This is a genomic window from Streptomyces lasiicapitis (assembly GCF_014646335.1).
GTDB classification, from domain to species: Bacteria; Actinomycetota; Actinomycetes; order Streptomycetales; family Streptomycetaceae; genus Streptomyces; species Streptomyces lasiicapitis.
In genome coordinates this window covers 300,005-320,541 of sequence record NZ_BMNG01000006.1, presented here as the reverse complement: position 1 = coordinate 320,541, position 20,537 = coordinate 300,005, and the positions used below count along the sequence as shown (strand labels likewise).

Below are 20,537 nucleotides of genomic sequence, written 5' to 3'. Positions count from 1 at the left end.
AAGCAGCCTCAGCGGAAGATCGCCACCGCGTCCAGCGTCAGCTCGCCCGCCTCCCGGTTCCACGTGCGGACCTTGCCCAGGCAGCGGGCCTGGAATTCGCCGCTGAAGTAGTCGTCCTCGTGCAGGAACTCCTCGCGGATGCCGTCGGCGGCGCAGGTGACGCGGACGTGGGCGGGCGGGTCGCCGCTGCCGTAGCGGGCGCGCAGGACGACCTCGTCGCCGCCGACGCGGCGGGCCGTGAAGCGGCCGGTCACGGAGACGAACTCGGACATGACGGCACTCAGCGCCACCCCGTCGTCGTCGCTGTCGCGCAGGGCGTCGGCGAGAGAGCGGTTGGGGACGAGCCGGCCGGTGGTGAGGTCGGCGTGCACGACGGCGTCCTCGCGCCGCATCGTGTCCATGAGCAGGCCGATCACGGTGATCGGGGTGTTCTGCTGTACGTAGGTGGTGAAGCGTTCCTTCGTCACGTCCCGGTGCGCCTTGCCGCCCGCCGCGCCGGTGAACTTCGCCCAAAGCCCGAACCCGGACGTCACATTGGTGCGGTCGGCCACCTCCTGCTCCAGGGCCGCCGAGAAGCCGCCCGTCTGGTAGAGGTCCATGACGCGCTGTTCGTGCAGGTAGAAGCACATGCCGTGGAAGGTGCGGCGGCGCCGTGCCGCGCGCCCGCGCCCCGGCCGCCCGAGCGCCCACCGCACCACGGCGTACCGCGCGAGCACGCCCACACACACCGCCGTGGCCAGCCAGACCGTCATCCACGGCCACCACAGGTCCCACCACTTGCCGTCAACGACACCCACGGATCTCCTTGAACGCCTGGGAGAGGGAAGAGGAGTTGGCGTCCACCATGCGCCCGCCGGTCGCGTCGGCGGCGCGCCGCAGCGCACCGGCGTCGGCCTCGCCGAAGTGGACGGGGAAGGTGGGCACGTCACGCGCGGCGGCGTCGAGCCGGGCGTGCCGACGCCTGAACTCCCCGTACGACAGGCCCGCGTTGTTCTCGCCGTCCGTCATCAGCACGATGGAGAGGGGCTGGCGGGGGTGGTCGGCGACAGCTCCGGCCGCGACGTCGTAGCCGCGCCCGAGCGCCGACCAGACAGCCGTGTCGTCCCCGAAACCCCCCTTGCCCACAAAGGAGTTGAGGGCCTTCAGGTCCCCGTCCCCGCGCACGGTCACGGTGCGTTCCTGAAGCACCCGGCCCGCGAACCGCACCACCGTCAGGCGCTCGCCCCGGTAGAACCGGGCGAACTTGCCCGCCGCCGTCGGATCCGCGCCGCTCAGATCGGCGAACGCGGCGCGCAGGTCCGCCATCCGCCGCCCGCGCATCGACGTGGAGAAGTCGAGCAGGAAGACGACGTGGTCGCCCGCGGCGGAACGCCCGCTGCCGCCGGTGGAACCGTAGTTCTCCATCAGCCGCTCGACGACGGCGAGTTGGTCGGGGTACGAGAGCGCGTTGCCGATCTCGGCGCGCAGCTTCGCGGGCCGCGGCACGTCCGGCCCGACCGGCCGCCGCCAGGTCCGCTCCATCAGCTTCTTCTGTACGTCGTCACGGCGCAGCCAGTCGACGGCCTTGCGGTACGCCTTGTGTTCGCCCGCGTCGAGCAGCATCAGCGGGAAGTCGGACAGGACCATGCCGTCCTGGGGGTGGACGATCTCCAGGGGCTGTTTCAGCTTCCCTGCCGCGTTCAGGGTGAGCAGCTCCGACTCGTGCGCGATGAGCGCGTCGGCGGCGCTCTGGCGGCGTACGTAGGTGTCGATCAGTTCGCGGGAACTGGCGCCGGTGAGGGTCTGGCCGGAGCGGAAGCCACGCAGCCGGTCGCAGGACACGTCCTTGGCGCGCAGTGCGCCGCCGGTGCCCGCCGCCGCGGTGGCCACGCCCACGAGTGCGGCGCGGCCCGTGTCGCTGCGGCGCGGGTCGGCCATGCCGAAGCGCAGGGTGCCGTCGGCGGCGGCGTCGGCGATGTCCGCCCAGGACAGCCGCCCGCCGGGGACGCCGCGGCGCAGCCGGTCCGCGACCGCACGGGCCAGGCCCACGACGACCGGCGAGCGCATGATGGCCGTGGACTCGGGCCGGGCGGTCCGCTCCCCCTTCTCCTGCTGCCGCAGCAAATAGGAGCGGTCGGATGCGGGCCAGGCGAGGTCGTAGGAGCCGAGCGGCCCGGAGAGGTCGGCGGTGGCCTTGTACTCCATCTTCAGCTCGACGCCGGTGTCGTCCTCCAGCTCCTTCAACAGCGGCTCGACGTCCGCGAGTTCGGGGCTGGCGAGGACGCGCAGGGTGCGGTGGTCCTTGTCGTCGGTGCAGGCGGTGAGGGTGGCGGCGGCGAGGAGGAGCAGGCAGAGGGCGAGCACTGGTTCGCGGCGGCGGCGCGGTGGGGCCGGATGGCGGCGTGGGCTCACTCGTCGCCCTCGTCGTCCTCGTCGTCGCCCTGGCCCGCGGGCGGGCAGGAGCCCACGTAGTTGATGATGCGCTCCAGCGCGTCCAGGTCGGGGGCGTCCGCCTTCGTCTGGTCCGGGTTCGGCGTCGGCACCTGCACCTCGTGCTCGCGCAGATACGCGTTGAGCTGCTCGCTCGTCCCGTCCTCGCCGGAGAACCGGACCCGGAAGCCCAGCTCGATGGCGCGCCTGCGCAGGGCGGCGTCGGACTCCATCAGTTCGGTGAGGCGGTCGCCCTGCTCGCCGAGGGAGATCAGCTCCGGCTCGGTGAGGGCGTGCGGCGACGGATAGAGCAGCACCCGCCTGCTGTCCTGCTTGCCGCGCTTCTTCTGGTGGTCGACCTGGTGCTTCAGGAACTGGTGCTCGTAAATGAGGGAGACCGGCGCTATGGACTCGCCCTCGTCGGAGAAGTAACTGTCGGCCTGCTCGTCGGCGGCCATGCCCTGGAGGTTGATGAGGGGCTTGACCTGCTGGGCGACGTCGAGGACCGGGTCGGAGGCGGCTCCGCCACCGCTGCCCGCAGGCTTGTGCCGGTCGCGCTCAGTGCCCGGCGCCTGATTGTCGTTCTCCACGAACGCGAGGATGCTCAAGTACGTCCCCGCCGCGTTGGATTCGCAGACGCTGGAGGTGCGGACGAGGACGCGGCCCGCGTTGCTGCGGTTGCTGTGCTCCGCGAAGTCGATCCCGTTCCAGGTCTTCCGACCCTCGATCAGATTCAGGAACTTCTTCATGTCGAGGTCGTAGTACAGCGTCTCGCCGCCGCCCGCGGCCCGCTGCGGGCGCGCCACGCCCGCCGCCTCCAGCGTCTTCGCGTAGTCCCTGAACGTACCGAGCACCAGCGGCGTCACGAACGGCCGCGCCGTGCGCACCGAGCGCTGCTGCCGCTGCATGATCAGCTTCGCCGCGGGCTGGCCCGACGGGAACACCACGTCCATCCCGCGCAGCGACTGCGTCGCGATGCCGCGCGAGCCGAGGCGGTGTATGTCCACCCGGATCCCGTGCTTCAGCAGCAGCCGCTGGACCTCCGGGTCCTTGAAGTAGTCCGACTTCGACGCCATCTTGCCGTCGATCGTCGTGATCCGCTCGAAGGGGCGCAGGGAGTTGCCCGACACGAGCAGCGCGAGGAGGCCCGCCAGGGCCAGGGGGGTTGCCGCGATGATGTGGCGGGGGTGACGGGTGCGACGGCGGGCGGGGCGGCTTGTGGTCAGGCGGGGTTCTTCGGTGGAGGGTCTGCTGTCTTCTGGCACCGGTGGCTCCTGCCTGTGGCGGGGGCAGGATCATCGGCGACGACGGCAACGCCTTCCCTGCGGAGGGGGTAACTCCACGTGAACCAGAGGAGAATGACGGGCTGTCAGATGTTGCCCCAGATAGCCAGATCTAGCCCGTCCGGCGTTTGAGGACGAGGCGCGGAGCGCCGATAGCGGGGGTCCGGGGGCGGCAGCCCCCTGGTTACGGGAAGGGGCGGGATCGGGGAGCCCCCGGCAGGGCCCCGCCTCAGCCCTTCGCCAGCTCCCCCGCCGACGGCACCTTGTCCTTGACCTCGGCGCCCGCGGAGCGCCCCGCATCCTTCACCGAGTTGATCGCCCCGTCGAACGACCCCACCACAGCCTCCGTGGAGTCCCCCTTGCGCAGCTTGGACGGGAGGTCCTTCAGGGCCTCCACCCCCGCCGCCAACGGCGCCACCGCCTTGGCCAGCGTCGGATCCCCCTTGGCGTTGCGCAGCGCCGCCTTCAGGCGGTTGTACGTGAACGCCCCGGCGAGCCCCGCCTTGACGAGGGCGAACCTGCGCCCGTCCGCGCCGGACTTGAACCGGCCGTCGCGGTAGGGCTTCACGATCCACTGGTACGTGGCCCCGGCGGCAAGCCCCGCGTTGGCGACGAACCGCGTCTTGGCGAACTTCTGCCGCTCCGCGGAACTGGTCGCGGACGGCGAGGCGTCGGAGTCCCCGCCGCAGGCCGCCGTACCGAAGAGCAGGGCGCAGCACAGCAGGAGCGGAACGAACGCGCGTGGAACGAACACGCGGCGTACCGCGGCCGCGGAGGGACGCACGGGTGGGGGATGCACGGGTGACCTCCCGGAGGGGGCGGGGACGGACGGCTCCCCCGCACGCAGCCTCACCCGGCCCCCGCCGCCCCGCCACCCGGACGGGCCCGTCCGGGTTTCAACGGCCGCAGCCCAGGTACCCGCCCCGCATGTCCCCCCGACACCCACGAACCACCACCAAAGGCACCACTCAAGGCGCCACCAAGGGCAGTGACGGAGCGGCCAAGGTCATCGTGCTCGTCGCGGACGTGGCGGCCGGCATCCTGGCCCTGTGGATCCTGATGGATCTGCTCGACGCGAACCGCTCCAACGACCTGGTGCAGGTCGTGCACGACGCCGCCAGGTGGCTGGCGGGCTGGTCGCACGACCTGTTCACGTTCGACGAGCGATGGGCCCGCGTCGTCGCCGGCTACGGCCTCGCGGCGGTCGTGTACGCCGTCGTGGGCCACCTCGTCGCGGGCCGCCTGCGCAGGTACTGAGCGGACCTCAGTGCCTGCGGCGGGCTACTCGCAGCAGTCCGGGTCAAGCCCCGTCGGCAGCTCCGCCCCCGAGAACACCCCGCACGTCGCCTCGTCCCCGCCGAGCGCCGCCACCGCGAGCAGCAGCGAGCCCGCCGTCCACGTCGTGAGCTCGACGGGCCAGATCGCGGCGTCCTCGAAGACGTAGCCCGTCCAGTACAGGCCGGACTCGGGGTCGCGCAGGTGCTGGATGGACCTGAGGACGTCCAGGGCCCGGTCGGATTCGCCCAACGCCCAGAGCGCCAGGGCGAGTTCGGCGCTCTCGCCGCCGGTCACCCACGGGTTGGGGTCGACGCAGCGGACGCCGAGGCCGGGGACGACGAAGCGGTCCCAGCCCTCCTCGATGCGGGACTTGGCCTCCGGTCCTGTGAGCGCGCCGCCGAGGACGGGGTAGTACCAGTCCATCGAGTAGCGGTCCTTGTCGAGGAACCGCTCGGGGTGGCGGCGTATCGCGTGCGCGAGGGCGCCCGTCGCCAGCTCCCAGTCCGGCTGCGGGTCGTCGCGCAGCTCCGCGAGGGCGAGCGCGCAGCGCAGCGCCTGGTGGATGGAGGAGGAGCCGGTGAGGAGCGCGTCGGTGACCGGGGTGCCGTCGGGCTCGCGCTTCCAGCCGATCTGGCCGCCGGGCTGCTGCAGCGCCAGGACGAACTCGACGGCCGCCACGACCACCGGCCACATGTGGTCGAGGAACGCCTCGTCGCCGGTGCTCAGGTAGTGGTGCCAGACGCCGACGGCGACGTACGCGCAGAAGTTGGTCTCGCGGCCGCGGTCGGTGACGGCGTCCGCGTCGCCGTCGGCGTACGCCGCGTACCAGGAGCCGTCCGTGTTCTGGTGCCGGGCCAGCCACTCGTAGGCGCGGGCGGCGGCCTCGTGCTCGCCGGACGCGTCCAGGGCCATGGCGGCCTCGGTGTGGTCCCAGGGGTCGAGGTGGTGGCCGCGGAACCACGGGATCGCGCCGTCCTCGCGCTGCACCGCGAGGATGCCGCGGACCGTCGCCGCCGCCTGATCGGCCGTCAGAACGCCCGGCAGGACCAGGTGTTCGGTGCGCTCGGGAATCGTCACGCCCCGGCCTTCGCGTCGACGGCCGGGCTCTGGGCGTCCGTGCGGGTGTCCGTGCGGGGCAGGTGCGGCTTCGTCGCGTACGCCACGAAGCTCTTGCCGATCAGCGGGTTGAGGGCCTGCTCGGCGACCTTCGTCGCCAGCGGCTTCTTCATGATGTCCCAGACGAGGAGCTTGTGGTACGCCCGCACGGGCAGCGCCTTGTCGTTGTCGACGCCGAACGCGCACTTCAGCCACCAGTACGGGGAGTGCAGGCCGTGCGCGTGGTGGGTGCCGTAGGGCTTGAGGCCCGACTCCCGCATCTTCGCGAGGAGTTCGTCCGCCTTGTAGATGCGGATGTGGCCGCCCTCGACCTCGTGGTACGCGTCGCTGAGCGCCCAGCACACCTTCTCCGGGCCGTAGCGCGGCACCGTCACCGCTATCCGGCCGCCCGGCTTCAGGACCCGCACCATCTCGGCGAGCACGCCCTTGTCGTCGGGGATGTGCTCCATCACCTCGGAGATGATCACGACGTCGAACGACTCGTCGGGGAAGGGGAGGTTGAGCGCGTCACCCTCCATCGCGGTGGCCGTCGCGCCCGCGGGGGCCTCACCCGCCTCCTTCATCGCCGCGAACCACTTGGCGACCTCGCGGATCTCCTCACCGTTCTGGTCGAGCGCCACGACCTGCGCCCCGCGCCGATAGCACTCGAAGGCGTGCCGCCCGGCCCCGCAGCCCAGGTCGAGGACCCGGTCCCCCGGGGCCAACGGGAAACGGGTGAAGTCGACGGTCAGCACGGGGTCCTGCTTCCTTCGGGCGTGGGCGCCAGGGCGGGGGTGTTGGGGGTTTGTCTGGGGCCGGGCGTGGGACCGGGGTCTTGTTGGGCCGCGGAGCGGCCGGATGCAGGGGTCGCGGAGCGACCGGAGACCCCGGCCGCGGAGCGGTCAAGGCCACGGGCCGCGGAGCGGCCGGAGGAACCCCGGCCCGCGGAGCGGGCGATCGCCTCCCGGTACTGGGCCACCGTGCCCTCCGCGGCGCGGGCCCAGGTGAACTTCGCAAGCACCCGCTCCCGCCCGGCCGCGCCGAGCCGACCCCGCAGTTCAGGGTCACCGAGCAGCCGGTTCAGGCCGGAGGCCAACGCTTCCGGGTCGCCGGGCGGAACGGCCAGACACGTCTCCCCGTCGGCCCCGGCGACCTCCGGGATCGCCCCGCCGGTCGTGGCGAGCAGCGGCGTACCCGTGGCCATCGCCTCCGCGGCGGGCAGCGAGAACCCCTCGTACAGAGAAGGCACACAGGCGATCTGCGCCGACCGCACGAGGTCGACGAGCTCCTCGTCGGTGATGCCCTTGACGAAGTCGACGGCACCGCCGAGGCCGTACCGCTCGATCGCGGCGGCCACCGGCCCGTCCTCCGCGCGCTTGCCGACGACGACGAGGTGCGCGGCCGGATTCTCCGTACGCACCTTCGCGAGCGCCTCGACCAGGTGGACGAGACCCTTCAGCGGTACGTCGGCGCTGGACGTCGTGACGATCCGCCCCGGCACCTCCGCGACCGACGGGTCCGGCGAGAAGAGGTCCGTGTCGGCGCCGATGTGGACGACGTCGATCCGGTCCGGCCGGACGCCGAGGTGGTCGACGATCTCCTGACGCGACGTACCGGAGACGGTGACGACGGAGGGCAGACGGCGCGCCACCCGCTTCTGCATCCGCGTGAACGCGTACCACCTGCGCACCGAGGCCCGGCGCTTCCAGTCGGGCGCGGCGTCCAGCTCAAGGCGGCGGTCCACGGTGATGGGGTGGTGGATGGTCGTCACCAGCGGCGCGCCCAGGTCGCCGAGGAGGCCGTAGCCGAGCGTCTGGTTGTCGTGCACGACGTCGAACTCGCCGCGCCGGGCGCGCAGATGGCGGCGCGCCCGCAGGCTGAAGGTGACGGGTTCGGGGAAGCCGCCGGTCCACATCGTCGCGACTTCGAGCGCGTCGATCCAGTCGCGGTACTCGTCGCGCTTGGGGGTGCGGAAGGGGTCCGGGGAGCGGTAGAGGTCCAGGCTCGGCAGCTCGGTCAGGCTGAGCCCGCGCAGGTCCTCGCCCTCGTCGAGCACGGGGTACGGCTGCGCGCCGATGACCTCGACGCGGTGGCCGAGGCGGACCAGCTCGCGGGAGAGATGCCGTACGTAGACACCCTGGCCGCCGCAGAACGGGTTCCCTTTGTACGTGAGGAGCGCGATGCGCAGCGGGCTGCCGCCGTCGGCCGCCGCACCCGGCGGGCGCTCCGGCGACGCACCCGGCACCGCCCCCGGCAGGGGACCCGCCTCCATGGCCTCAGCGGTCACTCTGGCCCCCTTCTGCCTTCAGTTGTCCGCGAGATTACGCCGGGACGGTAATCTAGAACAAGTTTCAGACTTGTTCCCGTGATGATCGCCCTTGATCGCCGGACCCGGTTGAATCTACCGGCAGGTAGCGGGGCTGGAAGGCCCGGATCAGGTGATTCGCGCCACGGCGGCCGCCCTGCCATGCTGTGCGGTCTCGATGGACGGGAACAGAGCTGACCAACCACTGACGGCTGACGGGACTGGCGGGGCGACGGGACTATGACAGCTGACGCGAAGGCGGCCGGAGCGGCCGTGTCGTCGGCGGCGCATCCGGCGTCGCCGCCCCTCACCGAGCGCCAGGAGGCGCGCCGCCGCCGCATCCTGCACGCCAGCGCCCAACTGGCCAGCCGCGGCGGCTTCGACGCCGTCCAGATGCGGGAGGTCGCCGAGGCCGCCGGCGTCGCCCTCGGCACGCTCTACCGCTACTTCCCGTCGAAGGTGCACCTGCTGGTCGCGACCATGCAGGACCAGCTCCAGCACATGCACACCACCCTGCGGAAGCGGCCCCCGGCCGGCGAGACCCCCGCCGAGCGGGTCGCCGAGACCCTGATGCGGGCCTTCCGCGCGCTCCAGCGCGAGCCGCACCTGGCGGACGCGATGGTGCGCGCCCTGACCTTCGCCGACCGGTCGGTGAGCCCGGAGGTGGACACCGTCTCGCGGCTCACCACGGCGATCATCCTGGACGCCATGGGCTTGGACGGCCAGCCCACCCCCGCGCAGCTCTCCGCGGTGCGGGTCATCGAGCACACCTGGCACTCCGCGCTGATCACCTGGCTCTCGGGCCGCGCCTCGATCGCCCAGGTCAAGATCGACATCGAGACGGTGTGCCGGCTGATCGACCTGACGGCGCCGGACGCGGCGTAGACCCCCGAAGAGACTTCTCCAGCTAGTCCTCGGGGGGAAACACCACCTCCCCGCTGCCGAGCAGCGTGATCGTGATGGCCTCGACGGGGCAGCTCTCGGCCGCCTCCAGGACCTTCTCGGCCGCGTCCGTCTCGGGCCGGGTGGGGTGCGACTGGCGGGCGGAGTCGAGGGTGAAGCCGTCCGGGGCGGTGTTCACGCACATGCCGGAGCCGATGCACACGGACCGGTCGACCTCGACGTGCCAGCGGTCGCCCATCAGGCACCGCCCCCGTCGCCCGCGTCGCCCGCCACGCTCGGCGGCTCGTACCCGACCGGCAGATGGATCATCTTGTGCTCGAAGTACTCGCCGTACCCCTCGGGCCCGAACTCCCGCCCCAGGCCGGAGTTCTTGTAGCCGCCGAAGGGGCCGAGCATGTCGAGGCTGAAGGTGTTCACGGAGTACGTTCCCGTCCGCACCCGGCGCGCCACGCCGAGCCCGCGCTCGACGTCGCCGGTCCACACGCTCCCGCTGAGCCCGTACTCGGAGTCGTTCGCGATCCGCACGGCCTCGTCCTCGTCACCGTACGGAAGCAGACAAATAACCGGCCCGAAGATCTCCTCACGAGCAATGCGCATGGAGTTGTCGACGCCGCCGAACAGCGTCGGCTCCACGTACCACCCCTGATCGAGCCCGGCCGGACGACCGCCCCCCGCGAGAATCTTGGCGCCTTCCTCCTGCCCGATCCGTATGTAGTCCAGCGACCGCCGCTGCTGCCGCTTCGCGACCAACGGCCCGAGTTCGGTGGCGGGATCCATCGGGTCCCCGACCTTCAGGGCGGACGCGGCGGCGGCGAAGGCCTCGGCGAACTCGTCGTAGCGCGAGCGCGGGACGAGGATGCGGGTCTGGGCCACGCAGGCCTGGCCGTTGATCATCCAGGCGAAGGGCACGATGCCGGCCACGGCACCGGGAGCGTCGGCGTCCGGCAGGATCACGGCGGCGGACTTGCCACCGAGCTCGAGCGTGACGCGGGTGAGGTTCCGCGCACAGACCTCCATGACCCGCTTGCCGGCCGCGACGGACCCGGTGAACGAAACCTTGTCGACCTCCGGATGCCCCACCAGATACTCACTGACCTCCCGATCGGCGGAGATGATCGAGAGCACCCCCTCCGGCAGCCCGGCCTCCGCCGCGATCTCGGCAAGCACATACGCGTCGAGCGGCGCCTCGGGAGAGGTCTTCAGAACGACCGGGCACCCGGCGAGCAGCGCGGGCGCGAGCTTGGCAGCAGCAGTGAACTGCGGAACGTTCCACGGCACGACGGCCGCCACCACCCCAACAGGCTCCCGCCGCACAAGAATCTTCCCCAACACCCCGTCCCGCGCCTCTTCATGACTGAACCCGCGCGCGGTGGTGATCGCCGCATCCCACACCATCATCGCGGACAGCGCCTGCACCATCACGGACGCGGTGAACGGAGTCCCGTTCTCGGAACTGATGATCCGCGCGATCTCCTCGTGTCGCGCCCCGATCCCGTCCTTGATCTTCCCGACGACCTCGATCCGCTCCTCCAGCGACAGCCGCGGCCAGGGCCCCTCGTCGAACGCCTTCCGCGCGGCGCCGACGGCCCGGTCGACATCGGCGGGCGAGGCATGCGGCACCCGCGCGAACACCTCACCACTGTGCGGCGAGACAACCTCGATGACGTCCTTCCCCAGGGGATCCGTCAACTCCCCACCGATGAACAGCTGTCCGTGCTCCACGATCTCGGTCATGGCTGACTGCCTCCTGCGGGACGCGTGTCGTTCCGGCACCGGTTCCTGACGCTGTCTGTTCCCTGACGTCACGTTCCCTGACGCCATTTCAGAACTGATACCAGTTCTAGTTCAAGGAGTCCACGGCAGCCACGGAGGCGCCCCCGACCCGCCGGTTACCCGGCGATCGAGGGCGCACTCAGAACCCGTGGGCCATAGGGGAGTACGACGTCCCGTCGTACAGGTACTCGGGAAGCCCAGCCGCCAGGGCCCGGATCGCCACGTCGAGACGCCGGGCGAGCCGGGGCCGCAGCAAGGCTTGAGCGTCAGCTGCCGTGACGAAGGAAGCGTCGGACAACTCCGCGTCACGGGGCCTGAGTTCGTCCGCCCGGACACCGTCCAGAACGCCGCCATCGAAGATGAAGCAAAGCTGGTCGTCCCAGGGCCCGTGGGGTGGCGCCCAGTCCACCACCAGGAGCCCACCCAGGGCGAGTTCAAGACCAAGCTCTTCGACCAGCTCGCGCATGGCGGCCTCATGCGGAGGCTCATTGGCCTCGGCCATCCCGCCGGGCAGGTCCCACCCGGGCTTGTACGTGGGCTTGACGAGCAGCACCCGCCCGCTCTCGTCCCGGATCAGCACGTCCGCCGCGACGCGCTTGCGCGGCTGGGTGGCGTTTCCCTCCGCGAGGTACGCGTTCCAGGCCTCCGGGTCGGCGGGAGAGGGAGGCCGCACCTCACCTGTACTCATGACCGGCGTACGAGCCGCGGCTCCAGCAGGTCCAGCGCCTCCTCCCAGCGGAAGCGGCCCGCTCCCCCGCCGACCTTCGGCGCGTGGGGCTCGTACGTGCCGATCAGGACGTCCATCTCACGCAGACGCCCCAAGCTTTGCCGGTAGGCGGGGTGGGCGGCCTGGGCCGCGTTCAGGTAGGGGAGGGCTGCAGTGGGGATGCCCATGCCGTATGCCTCGCAGAGGATGCCCAGGGCGAGGGTGTCGGAGATTCCGGCGGCCCATTTGTTGATCGTGTTGAAGGTGGCCGGGGCTACGGCGATGGCGTCGGCCGGTGGCAGTGGGCGGGGCTCACCGGGGGTGCGCCAGGCGGAGCGGATCGGGTGGCCCGTCCGGGACTGGATGGCCTCGGTGTCCAGGAAGCCCAGGCCCTGCGGGGTGGCGATGACCCCGACGTCCCAGCAGCGTTCCTGCGCGGCCGCGATCAGCTTGCCGACCTCGACTGCGATGCCGCACGCGCAGACGACGACGTACAGGAAAGGCTTCTTCTCCGGGGTGGCCGGGACAGCCGAGTGAGGCATGCCGCTCGGGTCGGTCGGGTCGGTCACGCGGCAGCTCCCAAGCGGCGGCTGAAGTGGTGCAGTTCAGGCAGCGTACGGCGGCGGTCGCGGGCCACCATGTCGGCGACCAGGTGTCGGACTGCGGGACGGCGGACGTCCTGGGCGGCGCAGGACTCGGCGGTGCGCAGGGCCTGGTATCCCTCGGCGAGGCGGCCCTGCTGGTGATGGGCGCGGGCCACCTCCACCCACAGGGCGGCACGGCGTTCGGGTACAGGAATGTGTCGGCGTATGAGCGGGCGGGCCGCTCGCAGGGCGAGGCCCGCGTCACCGAGCGCCACCAGGGCGCTGACCTCGTGAAGGGCGACGTTGGTGGGACCGAAGTTGGCCCAGGCATCGGGCTGGTCGAGGGAGACGTACTGAGCCACCTCTTTCGCCTCCGCGAGGAACTCCTCAGTGGCGACACGGTCACCTCCGCCGCTGGCCGCTGTCACGCCACGCAGGAGCAACAGACCCACCGCCGCGAGGTACTTCGGGGAGCGACCGTCGTAGGAGCCGGTGAGCTGATCGGCGGTGTGGCGGACGAGCGTGACAGCTTGGGCGGTGTATTTCTCGCGGGCCAGGACGTGGGCCTGTACGCGAACGCTGGAGGCGAGGATCACCGGGTCACCCGAGCGTTCGGCCTCGGCCATCGCGCGACCGACCGCGAGCCAGGCACCGCCCTGGTCATGCTGTTTGAGCAGCAGGCTGGTCGAGGTCTGGTACGCCGTGGCCAGCAGCGCGGAGAGTACGTCCGCCGGCGCAGGGTCGGCGGCGGCCTGCCGCAGGTCGGCAATCAGGCCGGGGAGTGTGCGTTCCAGAGCCGTGTAGTCGCAGGTGCAGAAGAGCCTGCGGGCCGCGCCGACCCGGTCGCGAAGGACCGTCGTATCCAGGACGGTACCGGTGCCCGCCGAGGCAGGGCCAGGCAGGAGGGCTCGGACGAGGTTGTCGTGGGCGGCAGTCGCCGTAGCGGAAGGTGTGAGTGCGGTGAGGCCCGCGGCGAGGAAGGTACGACGGTCCATGTCTACGGCTTCGGGATCGGCGGTGGGGGAGGCAGCGCCGGACGCGGCAGCAAGGCCCAACTGCTTTGGCGAAATGGCCAGTTCCTGCGCGACGGCGCGTAGGACACGAATGTCGTCCGTGCCACGGCCGCTCTCCAGACGGCTCACCTTGGACTGGTGGTAGCCGAGTGCCGCAGCGACGTCCTTTTGCGAGCGTCGCTGTAGCACCCGGGCCAGACGGATCGCTTCACCGATCCGCCTCGCTTCACTGAGTGCCTCGGCCATCTGCCACGGCCCCTTCCGCCGTCGCCGATTCTGCCTGCTCAACCGAGCGTAGATCAGGTGAGTTTCGCTGTGATGCAGCTCCTGCATATCCGATGCAGCACCGGCGCAGAGAGCAACCCACTGCTGTGGTGGGCTGATTGCGTGAGGGGGAAGTCCCCACACCGGAAGGCCGTCCATGGCAGCGCACCAGCTCACGCTCTCCGTACCAGGCACGCCGGCCGCGGTCACCACCGCCCGCCACCAGGCCGTGGACGGAATACGGGGCTGGAAGACAGAACTGGACGACAGTGTCGTGCGCACCGCCGCGTTGGTGATCAGCGAGCTCGTCACCAACGCGATCCAGCACACCCGCGCCGGTGAGGTTCTCCTGTCCGCGCGGCTCAGCGATGCCGTTCTGCGCATCGAGGTTCGAGACTCCAACCCCGTGCTCCCCCAGCCCGGCATCCCGGACGAGTACAGCGAGAACGGCCGGGGCCTGGTGCTCGTCGCCGCCCTCACCGACCGGCACGGCGCTGAGCCGACACCCACCGGAAAGCAGTGCTGGGCCGAGATCGCCCTGGCCTCTCCCTCCGGGGCCGCACATTCCGAGCCTCCTGCGGCCATCACTGTCGGCGACAGCTTCGGCAAGACCGGCAGACCTCCGCAGAGCTACCGGTGCGAGTGCTGGACCGAAGACCTCACCGAAGGGGCGGAGCCGAAGCTGCGGGCATCCTTCGACGCACGTTCGGCGCCTCAAGCAGACCGATGGGTCACCGCCACACTTCGCGCCATCTCACCGGCACTCGACCCGGGAGCCTCCCAGGATGTGTGGGACTGGCTGCACGACAGTCGCATCGAGACGCGGCGGGCCCTACTGCGCACAGAGCCCTGCACGGCGTCAGTGACCCGGGCCAACACGCGCATCACCTGGACGATCCGCCCCAGCCTCCCTTGCGCTCCTCGCCACTCTGAAGATGAAGGTCTTCGGTAGGGCACCGCAGAGTGGGCGTCGACATATCGGCAACTACCGGCCCGGCTTCCAATCCATGTCGAGGATGGCGGCGTGCACAGCGGCGACGATCATCGTGATGGCGAGGACACCGCCCACCCAGTTCTTCGGATTGCCGAGCACGGACCCCACGATGGCCGAGCCGTAGATGAGGACCGCGTAGATCGCAGGCACGGCCATGCTGACGACGCGCTTCTTGGCCGCGATGAAGAACAGGGCCGGCGCCAGAAGGCCGGCCGACGCCACGACCACGACGACCCAGATCACCTTGTGCTGCATCTTCGCGTACATGCGGGCCTGGATGGGCGCGTTGATGTGCGGACTGCTCATGGTGCCCCCTTACCTCAACCAGACATCAAGCGTGACCTACAGCAGACCTCAATGGGGGGCTTTCGGGGGATTCCGGAGCGGGCCTCAGGAGCAACCGGCACGTCGGCGTCATCAGACCAACTCCCCGAAGCATCAGTCGACTTGGGCGACCTTTGGAACAAGTTCTAGTTATAGTGGGCACCCGGCGGCGAGCGGGGGCGGAGCATGACTCAGGCGAGCGGCACCGGGACCATCGTGCACGGGGGTGGGGTGTGGAGCATTCGCGTGCCCATTCCTGACAATCCCCTCGGGTACACCCTGGTTCATCTCCTCGACACCGGCCGGGGGCCCGTTCTCGTCGACACCGGGTGGGACGACCCCGGGTCGTGGGACACGCTGGTCGCAGGGCTTGCCGCTTGTGGGGTCGGAGTCGGGGACGTACACGGGGTGTTGATCACTCATCATCATCCTGACCACCACGGGCTGTCCGCGCGGGTGCGGGAAGCGTCCGGCGCCTGGATCGCCATGCACGAGGCCGACGCCGACGTCGTGCGGCGCACCCGTGAGCACGCGCCCGCGCGGTGGTACGGGTACATGGCCGACAAGCTCGCCGCCGCCGGCGCTCCCGCCGAGCACATCGCACCTCTCCTCGCCGCCCGCGACGCGGGCCGCACCCCGAGGCTCCCAGGCCTCGCCCCCGCCCTGCCCGACCGCGCCATCGCCCCCGGCGAACTCGTCCCCCTCGCGGGGCGGAAACTACGCGCCATCTGGACCCCGGGGCACACCCCCGGCCACGTCTGCCTGCATCTGGAGGAGGAGCATCCGGCGGGGCGCGAAGGGCACGGGCGGTTGTTCTCCGGTGATCATCTGCTGCCCGGGATCACTCCGCATGTCGGCCTTTACGAGGATCCGGACGACGCCACCGTCACCGATCCCCTCGGTGACTATCTCGACTCACTTGAGCGGGTCGGGCGGCTCGGCGTCGCCGAGGTTCTGCCTGCCCATCAGCATGCTTTCGTCGAAGCTCAGCCCCGCGTACGGGAGTTGCTCGCCCACCACGAAGAGCGGCTGACCCACCTGCTCGGCCTGCTCGGCGAGCCCCGTACCCCCTGGCAGCTCGCCGAGCGCATGGAGTGGAACCGGCCCTGGGCCGACATCCCCTACGGGTCGCGGAACATCGCCGTGTCGGAGGCCGAGGCCCACCTGCGGCGGCTCGTGAAGTTGGGGCGCGCGGAGGCCGTGGCGGGGAGCGATCCCGTCATGTACGTGGCGTACGCCGCCTAGTAGGTGTTCGTGACGTACGCCACCTCACCAGCCCTCGTCCCCCCGCAACACCGCGTCCGCTCCCCCGTCGATGAACACCACCTGTCCCGTGACGTGCGTGTTCTCCGGCGACGTCAGGTGGTCCACGAGGGGGGCGAGCTGTTCCGGGTCCGCGTAGCCGTGCAGGGGCATCGGGACGGACGCGTCGGTGAGCGCGTGCAGTTCCGGGTCCTCCAGCAGGGGGCGGCTGAGCGGCGTACGGACGATGCCGGGTGCGATCGCGTTGAGGGGGATGCCCGCGCCCGCCCACGCGTCGGTGACAGCGGCCCGCCGTACCCAGCGGACCAGCGCCCGCTTCGCGGAGGCGTACACCAGCCGGCCCTCGCCCCGCTCGACGGCGGCCCGCGCGGCCGCGACGGCCGCCTCCTCGTCGCCCGCGAGCACCGCGGCGACGATCGCCGGATCGGTCTCGTGCACGGCGGCCAGCGAGGCGACGGCGAGCGCGCGCGGGTCCCGGCCCGCGGCGAGCAGCGGCCGCAGGCCCGCCAGCGTGGCGATCGCGCCGAAACCGTTCACACTCACCGCGACCGGGTCGAACAGGCCGACCCCGGCACACGCCACCACCGCGTCCAGGCGCCCGCCGCCCAGCTCGGCGGCCTCCTCCACGAGCTGGGCGCGCCCCTCGACGGTGCTCAGGTCCGCGCGGATCGCGGAGTCCTCGCTCTCCTTGATGTCGGCGCCGATGACGCGGTGGCCCCGGGCGGTGAGGCGGCGCGCCACGGCCCTGCCGATTCCGGAGGCGGCTCCGGTGACGAGATAGGTACGGGCCGCCGCCCGGCTTCCCGGCCCCTCGTGACGTTCAGTACGTTCGGTCCCCGTGCCCGCCATGCGCGCTCCCCTCGGCTCCCGTACCCCGGGTCAACTCCCGTACCCCGAGGCCCAGGCCAAAGTACGCCCGCCCGGCACGCCCTGCCAGAGGGCGCCGGGCCCGTGGGAACGGGCATACGGGCCGGTAGAGTGGGCGCGTCGTCATCATGCGCGTACGAGGGAAAGCCGGTGCGAATCCGGCGCTGACCCGCAGCCGTGAAGCCGCGTCGCAGCCCGCGCGGCAAGCCGGAATGCCTCGTCCGCCGCATGACCGGCTCGCGTCATCGGAAACGTGCCGATGGCCGGCACCGTCGAGGTATACGGAGCCGGAGCCGCCCGGTGCCCGTCCGTGCCGTGCCGCCCGGCTCCCCGCAGGGAGAGGCACCCGCCGCATCATGAACGTTCGCCGCAGCGCAGCTGCCCTGGCCGTGGCCGTCGCCGCCCTCGGCACCGCCGCCGCCCCGGCCGCCCTCGCCGACGACGCCTCGCCGTCGCCCAAGGGGCCGCTGCCGTCCGGTCTGTACGGCAAGAAGGACCCGCAGTTCGACGGCGTGTTCCGGCAGTCGTACGCGCTGCTCGCGCAGAAGACCGTGGGTGTCACCCCGGCCGACAAGGCCGTCGACTGGCTCACCGGCCAGCAGTGCTCCAGCGGCGGCTTCGCGGCGTACCGCGCGGACGCCACCGAGCCGTGCGACTCCAAGACGCAGGTCGACTCGAACTCCACCGCCGCCGCGATCCAGGCGCTGCACGCCGTCGGCAACGAGTCGAACACGGTGAAGAAGGGCCTCGACTGGCTGAAGTCCGTCCAGAACCAGGACGGCGGCTGGGGCTACAACCCGGGCCTGCCCAGCGACGCCAACTCCACCGGCATCGTGATCGGCGCGCTCGCCGCCGTCGGCGAGAAGCCCGCCTCCGCGAAGTCCCAGAAGGGCAAGTCGCCGCTCGACGCGCTGACGAAGCTCGCCATGGACTGCGGCAAGGACGGCGGCGCGTTCGGCCTCGCCGACGCCAAGTCCGGCAAGCTCACGCCGAACGCCGACGCCACCGCGGCCGGCGTCCTCGGCGGCCTCGGCCAGGGCCTCGTGCCCGCGAAGGGCAAGGAGGCCGGCTCCGCGCCGAAGTGCGCGAAGCCCGACACCGCCGGGCAGGCCGCACGGAACGGCACCGGCTACCTCCTGAAGTCCCTCGCCAAGACCGGCCACCTCACCTCCGCCATGCCCGGCGCCAAGGACCAGCCGGACGTCGGCAACACCGCCGACGCCGTGGTCGCGCTCGCCGCCGCGGGCCAGGCCGAGCAGGCGAAGAAGTCGGCCGGGTGGCTGTCGAAGAACTCCGCCGCCTGGGCCAAGGACAGCGGCCCCGCCGCGTACTCCCAGCTCGTCTTCGCGGCGCTCGCCGCGGACATGGACGTACGCGACTTCGGCGGCGCCGACCTCGTGAAGCAGCTCAACGCGCAGGGCCCGACGCCCAAGGCGATCAGCGAGGTCACCACCGGGGCGAAGGTGAAGGACGAGAACGAGGACAAGGACGACGACGGGTCCGGCGTCAGCGTCTGGTGGATCGTCGGCGTCGGCCTGGTCGCGGGCGCGGGCATCGGCTTCCTGCTCAGCGGCCGCAAGAAGAAGAACCAGCTGTGAGCCGGCGCCACCCGGGGCGCGGCCGCCTCACGGTGGCCGCCCTGCTCACCACGGTCCTGACACTCTTCGTCGGGACACTCCTCGCCGCGGGCCCCGCCCACGCCGCCGACTACCGCTACTGGTCGTTCTGGCAGCAGGGCAAGGACGGCGCGTGGGTGTACGCGACGCAGGGGCCCTCCATCGCCCGGCCCGACGACGGTGACGTGGAGGGCTTCCGGTTCGCCGTGTCCGCCAACTCCGGCAGCGCCGAGAAGCCGCGCGGCGCCGCCGACTTCGGCGCGATCTGCGCGGACACACCCGCCGAAGACGGCCACAAGCGGATCGCGCTCGTCATCGACTTCGGCACGCCGGGCGACGCTCCGGGCGGCGAGCGGCCCCCGAAGCCGCGTACGGCGTGCGCGAGCGTCGACTCCGGCGGCACCAGCGCCGACGCGCTCGCCGCCGTCGCCAAGCCGCTGCGCTACAACAGCTCCGCGCTGCTGTGCGCCATCTCCGGCTACCCGAAGCAGGGGTGCGGCGAACAGGTCTCCGGCAAGGAGTCGGGCGGCAAGGGCGACACGTCCGAGTCGGCCCAGGGCAACGGGGACAGCGGGGGCGACGACGGCGGTCCCTCCGTCGGCCTGCTCGCGGGCATCGCGGCGATCGTCGCCCTCGGTGCCGCCGCCGTCTGGCAGGCCCGCCGCCGCCGTGGCTGACCCTGCCCCCGAAGACCGGCCCGCCCGGCGGCTTCGCCTCGCGCCGCAGGCGCACCGTTCCAACGCGCTGCACCCGGGCGCCTGGTGGCTGTGGGCGCTCGGCCTGGCCACGGCCGCGTCCCGCACCACCAATCCGCTGCTCATCGGGCTGCTCATCGGCGTCGCGGGGTACGTCGTCGCGGCCCGTCGCACGTCGGCGCCGTGGGCGCGGTCCTACGGCGCGTTCGTGAAGCTCGCGCTCGTCGTCATCGGCATCCGGCTCGTCTTCGCGATCGTGCTCGGCTCGCCGATCCCCGGTACGCACCTCATCGTGACGCTGCCCGAGGTGCCGCTGCCCGACTGGGCGCAGGGCGTGCGGATCGGCGGCCGGGTCACCGCGGAGGGCGTGGTGTTCGCGCTGTACGACGGCGTGCGCCTGGCCGGGCTGCTGATCTGCGTCGGCGCCGCGAACGCCCTCGCCAGCCCGGCGCGCCTGCTGAAGTCCCTTCCGGGCGCTCTGTACGAGGTCGGGGTGGCCGTCGTCGTGGCGATGACGTTCGCGCCGAACCTGATCGCCGACGTCCAGCGACTGCGGGCCGCCAGGCGGCTGCGCGGGCGCCCTGACAAGGGCGTACGCGGGCTGCTCCAGGTGGGCCTGCCGGTCCTGGAGGGCGCGCTCGAACGGTCCGTCGCGCTGGCCGCCGCGATGGACGCGCGCGGCTTCGGCCGCACGGCCGCCGTGCCCGCGCGGGTGCGCAGGACGACGGCGGTGCTCACCCTCGGCGGACTCATGGGCGTCTGCGCGGGTACGTACGGACTGCTCACCGCGGACGGCACGACGTACGGCCTGCCGGTGCTCGGCGTCGGGCTCGCCGCCGCGCTCGGCGGGCTCTGGCTCGGCGGGCGCCGCTCGGTGCGCAGCCGCTACCGCCCGGACCGGTGGGGCCTGCGCGCCTGGCTGGTGGCCGGGTCCGGGGCCGCCGTGGCGACCCTGATGATCGCCGCGAGCTCCTCCGCCTCGGACGCCCTGAACCCCGGGGTCGTCCCGCTGGTCGCGCCCACGCTGCCGCTGCTGCCCGCCGCGGCCATTCTGATCGGGCTTCTGCCCGCGTTCGTGGCGCCGGTGCCGCCGCCCGCCGAGGCCCCCGTGTCCGCGCGCTCCGCCAAGCCGCCCCGCATGCCCGCCAAGGAGAAGACCTCATGA

21 protein-coding genes and 1 riboswitch are annotated in these 20,537 nt (G+C 71.8%); of the genes, 7 read left to right on the top strand and 14 right to left on the bottom strand.

All coding sequences use genetic code 11. The annotated features are described in order from the left end of the window. Positions 1-8: 8 nt before the first annotated feature. From IEY91_RS15560 to IEY91_RS15545, 4 genes are all read right to left on the bottom strand, one after another. Positions 9-797: a hypothetical protein gene (locus IEY91_RS15560; RefSeq protein ID WP_189174364.1), complete on the bottom strand. Its 789-nt coding sequence runs from the start codon at positions 795-797 to the stop codon at positions 9-11. Next, entirely contained in the window at positions 784-2,391 is a 1,608-nt protein-coding gene (locus IEY91_RS15555; RefSeq protein WP_229696976.1) for a vWA domain-containing protein, read from the bottom strand. Before IEY91_RS15555 ends, IEY91_RS15560 begins: the two co-directional genes overlap by 14 nt. Next, on the bottom strand, positions 2,388-3,674 hold the full coding sequence (locus IEY91_RS15550) for a hypothetical protein (protein ID WP_189174363.1): 1,287 nt from the start codon (positions 3,672-3,674) through the stop codon (positions 2,388-2,390). The genes IEY91_RS15555 and IEY91_RS15550 overlap by 4 nt, the downstream gene beginning before the upstream one ends. A gap of 247 nt (positions 3,675-3,921) precedes the next feature. Continuing rightward, complete coding sequence (locus tag IEY91_RS15545; RefSeq protein ID WP_189174362.1) at positions 3,922-4,446, bottom strand: hypothetical protein; 525 nt, start codon at positions 4,444-4,446, stop codon at positions 3,922-3,924. A gap of 173 nt (positions 4,447-4,619) precedes the next feature. Between IEY91_RS15545 and IEY91_RS15540 the strand changes: the two genes are divergently transcribed. Next, complete coding sequence (locus tag IEY91_RS15540) at positions 4,620-4,949, top strand: hypothetical protein (RefSeq protein WP_164325522.1); 330 nt, start codon at positions 4,620-4,622, stop codon at positions 4,947-4,949. 24 nt (positions 4,950-4,973) lie between these two features. On the opposite strand, the gene IEY91_RS15535 is transcribed toward IEY91_RS15540, so the two are convergent. From IEY91_RS15535 to IEY91_RS15525, 3 genes are read right to left on the bottom strand one after another with little or no spacing between them, the layout of a single operon-like run. Then, positions 4,974-6,047 (bottom strand): prenyltransferase/squalene oxidase repeat-containing protein, encoded by a 1,074-nt coding sequence (locus IEY91_RS15535; protein ID WP_189174361.1) that lies wholly within the window; start codon positions 6,045-6,047, stop codon positions 4,974-4,976. Further along, positions 6,044-6,820, bottom strand: coding sequence for a class I SAM-dependent methyltransferase (locus IEY91_RS15530; protein WP_189174360.1), 777 nt, complete (start codon positions 6,818-6,820; stop codon positions 6,044-6,046). Before IEY91_RS15530 ends, IEY91_RS15535 begins: the two co-directional genes overlap by 4 nt. Then, positions 6,814-8,352: a glycosyltransferase family 4 protein gene (locus IEY91_RS15525; RefSeq protein ID WP_373287950.1), complete on the bottom strand. Its 1,539-nt coding sequence runs from the start codon at positions 8,350-8,352 to the stop codon at positions 6,814-6,816. Before IEY91_RS15525 ends, IEY91_RS15530 begins: the two co-directional genes overlap by 7 nt. Before the next feature lie 258 nt (positions 8,353-8,610). Between IEY91_RS15525 and IEY91_RS15520 the strand changes: the two genes are divergently transcribed. Then, the gene (locus tag IEY91_RS15520) at positions 8,611-9,255 is read left to right on the top strand and encodes a TetR family transcriptional regulator (protein WP_164325516.1); all 645 of its coding nucleotides are present in this window, start codon (positions 8,611-8,613) and stop codon (positions 9,253-9,255) included. Positions 9,256-9,277: 22 nt separating this feature from the next. Here the strand turns inward: IEY91_RS15520 and IEY91_RS15515 are convergent, their stop codons facing one another. The 5 genes from IEY91_RS15515 to IEY91_RS15495 form a co-directional block, all read right to left on the bottom strand. Next, entirely contained in the window at positions 9,278-9,511 is a 234-nt protein-coding gene (locus IEY91_RS15515) for a ferredoxin (protein ID WP_164325514.1), read from the bottom strand. Further along, the gene (locus IEY91_RS15510) at positions 9,511-11,007 is read right to left on the bottom strand and encodes an aldehyde dehydrogenase (RefSeq protein ID WP_164325512.1); all 1,497 of its coding nucleotides are present in this window, start codon (positions 11,005-11,007) and stop codon (positions 9,511-9,513) included. Before IEY91_RS15510 ends, IEY91_RS15515 begins: the two co-directional genes overlap by 1 nt. A gap of 178 nt (positions 11,008-11,185) precedes the next feature. After that, positions 11,186-11,734 (bottom strand): NUDIX domain-containing protein, encoded by a 549-nt coding sequence (locus tag IEY91_RS15505; RefSeq protein ID WP_189174359.1) that lies wholly within the window; start codon positions 11,732-11,734, stop codon positions 11,186-11,188. Beyond that, on the bottom strand, positions 11,731-12,294 hold the full coding sequence (locus IEY91_RS15500) for a flavoprotein (protein WP_189174497.1): 564 nt from the start codon (positions 12,292-12,294) through the stop codon (positions 11,731-11,733). The genes IEY91_RS15505 and IEY91_RS15500 overlap by 4 nt, the downstream gene beginning before the upstream one ends. Positions 12,295-12,317: 23 nt before the next feature. Next, the gene (locus tag IEY91_RS15495) at positions 12,318-13,595 is read right to left on the bottom strand and encodes a helix-turn-helix domain-containing protein (protein ID WP_189174496.1); all 1,278 of its coding nucleotides are present in this window, start codon (positions 13,593-13,595) and stop codon (positions 12,318-12,320) included. Between the two features lie 175 nt (positions 13,596-13,770). Between IEY91_RS15495 and IEY91_RS42500 the strand changes: the two genes are divergently transcribed. Next, a complete protein-coding gene (locus IEY91_RS42500) occupies positions 13,771-14,565 on the top strand; it encodes an ATP-binding protein (RefSeq protein ID WP_306309899.1) in 795 nt (264 codons plus the stop codon). A 33-nt stretch (positions 14,566-14,598) separates the two neighbouring features. On the opposite strand, the gene IEY91_RS15480 is transcribed toward IEY91_RS42500, so the two are convergent. Next, positions 14,599-14,913, bottom strand: a complete 315-nt coding sequence (locus tag IEY91_RS15480) for a hypothetical protein (RefSeq protein WP_189174358.1) — start codon at positions 14,911-14,913, stop codon at positions 14,599-14,601. A gap of 204 nt (positions 14,914-15,117) precedes the next feature. On the opposite strand from IEY91_RS15480, the gene IEY91_RS15475 reads away from it, so the two are divergent. Further along, positions 15,118-16,176, top strand: a complete 1,059-nt coding sequence (locus IEY91_RS15475; RefSeq protein WP_189174357.1) for a Strvi_7410 family MBL fold metallo-hydrolase — start codon at positions 15,118-15,120, stop codon at positions 16,174-16,176. Between the two features lie 24 nt (positions 16,177-16,200). Here IEY91_RS15475 and IEY91_RS15470 read toward each other — a convergent pair whose 3' ends face one another. Then, positions 16,201-17,043 (bottom strand): SDR family oxidoreductase, encoded by an 843-nt coding sequence (locus tag IEY91_RS15470; RefSeq protein ID WP_164325508.1) that lies wholly within the window; start codon positions 17,041-17,043, stop codon positions 16,201-16,203. Positions 17,044-17,176: 133 nt separating this feature from the next. After that, a riboswitch (cobalamin riboswitch) is annotated at positions 17,177-17,279 on the top strand. 138 nt (positions 17,280-17,417) lie between these two features. Between IEY91_RS15470 and IEY91_RS15465 the strand changes: the two genes are divergently transcribed. From IEY91_RS15465 to IEY91_RS15455, 3 genes are read left to right on the top strand one after another with little or no spacing between them, the layout of a single operon-like run. Next, entirely contained in the window at positions 17,418-18,659 is a 1,242-nt protein-coding gene (locus IEY91_RS15465) for an SCO2321 family membrane protein (protein WP_189174356.1), read from the top strand. Further along, positions 18,656-19,354: an SCO2322 family protein gene (locus tag IEY91_RS15460; protein WP_373287949.1), complete on the top strand. Its 699-nt coding sequence runs from the start codon at positions 18,656-18,658 to the stop codon at positions 19,352-19,354. The genes IEY91_RS15465 and IEY91_RS15460 overlap by 4 nt, the downstream gene beginning before the upstream one ends. Continuing rightward, entirely contained in the window at positions 19,347-20,537 is a 1,191-nt protein-coding gene (locus IEY91_RS15455; protein WP_229696975.1) for an energy-coupling factor transporter transmembrane component T, read from the top strand. Before IEY91_RS15460 ends, IEY91_RS15455 begins: the two co-directional genes overlap by 8 nt.